Origin of the sequence: Mesorhizobium sp. M4B.F.Ca.ET.089.01.1.1, assembly GCF_004022605.1 — a bacterium.
GTDB classification, from domain to species: Bacteria; Pseudomonadota; Alphaproteobacteria; order Rhizobiales; family Rhizobiaceae; genus Mesorhizobium; species Mesorhizobium abyssinicae.
The window spans coordinates 1-1512 of sequence record NZ_RZOS01000797.1; the positions used below are offsets into that span (position 1 = coordinate 1).

2 protein-coding genes are annotated in these 1512 nt (G+C 65.2%); both read left to right on the plus strand.

What is annotated here, in order from left to right; genetic code table 11:
* Positions 1 to 619: substrate-binding domain-containing protein (locus tag EN780_RS33960; protein ID WP_145971030.1), on the plus strand; the 619-nt coding region annotated here is incomplete at its 5' end.
* A 114-nt stretch (positions 620 to 733) separates the two neighbouring features.
* On the plus strand, positions 734 to 1512 hold a 779-nt coding region (locus EN780_RS33965; RefSeq protein WP_133372876.1), incomplete at its 3' end, for an ATP-binding cassette domain-containing protein.

A 1512-nucleotide genomic window follows, 5' to 3' on the forward strand; every position in this document is an offset into this window, starting at 1 on the left:
CACCACCGATTCGGACGCCCCGCAGACCAAGCGCGTCGCCTATATCGGCTCGTCCAACGTCGATGCCGGCAAGCAGGCGGCCGAGATCGCCAAGAAGGCGATGCCGGACGGCGGCAAGTGCCTCGGCTTCGTCGGCCTGCTCGGCGCCGACAACGCCAAGGAACGCATTCAGGGCATGAAGGACGGACTCGCCGGCACCAAGATCGAACTGGTCGACGTGCGCGGCGACGACATCGACCAGGCACGCGCCAAGAAGAACGTCGAGGACGCGCTGGTCGCCAGCCCCGACATCACCTGCATGGTCGGCTTCTATTCCTACAACACGCCGCGCATCTATGAGGCGCTGCGCGACGCCGGCAAGCTCGGCCAGATCACCGTCGTCGGCTTCGATGACGATCCGATCACGCTCGGCGGCGTCAAGGAAGGCACCGTTGCCGCCACCGTGGTGCAGCAGCCGTTCGAGTGGGCCTATCAGGGCATGAAGCTGATGGCCGCCTATCTCAAGGGCGACAAGTCGGGCATCCCGGAGGGCGGCCTGATCATCGTGCCGACCAAGATCATCGGCAAGGACGATGTCGACGCCTACGCCGCGAACCTCAAGGCGATGGCCGGCAAGTAGGACGACGCCCGTTTCGCCGGCTCGGGGATCTGCCTTGAGCCGGCGATCATATTGACGGGCTCGCGAAGGCCCGTCAGTCTGAGGCCAAACGCCCACCGGCTGCTGTCAGGCGTGATGAATTATTCCGACGTATCCATTGCTCAATCCGCGATCGCTCCGTTCCTGAGCCTGGACGGCGTGCGCAAGACCTATCCCGGCGTGGTGGCGCTGGACGGCTTTTCCATGGAGGTGCGGCCGGGCGAGGTGATCGGCCTGGTCGGCGAAAACGGCGCCGGCAAATCGACGCTGATGAAGATCCTCGGCGGCGTGACGCGGCCGGATACCGGCACCATCACCGTCGATGGCGTCGCGCATGATGGGCTCACCGTCGAGGCCAGCATCGGTTCCGGCATTGCCTTCGTGCACCAGGAACTCAACCTGTTCGAGAACCTCGACGTTGCCGCCAACGTCTTCTTCGGCCGCGAGCCGCTGAAGGCTGGGCCGCTGAAGCTCGTCGACCGCTCGAAGCTGCGCGAGATGGTGGCGCCGCTGCTGAAGCGCGTCGGCGCCAATTTCTCAGCCGACGTGCCGGTCGCCTCGCTGTCGCTCGCCCAGCAGCAGATGGTCGAGATCGCCAAGGCGCTGTCGATCAAGGCGCGGCTGGTGATCCTCGACGAGCCGACCTCCAGCCTGCCGATCGCCGAGACCGAGAAGCTGCTCGACGTCATCAAGGCGCTGAAGGCGGAGGCCATCAGCGTCATCTTCATCTCGCATCGACTGCACGAGGTCGAACGCGTCGCCGACCGCGTGGTCGTGCTGCGCGACGGCATGCTCGCCGGCACGCTGCCGAAAAACCAGATCAATCACGACCAGATGGTCAAGCTGATGATCGGCCGCATGCTGAAGGCACGCGA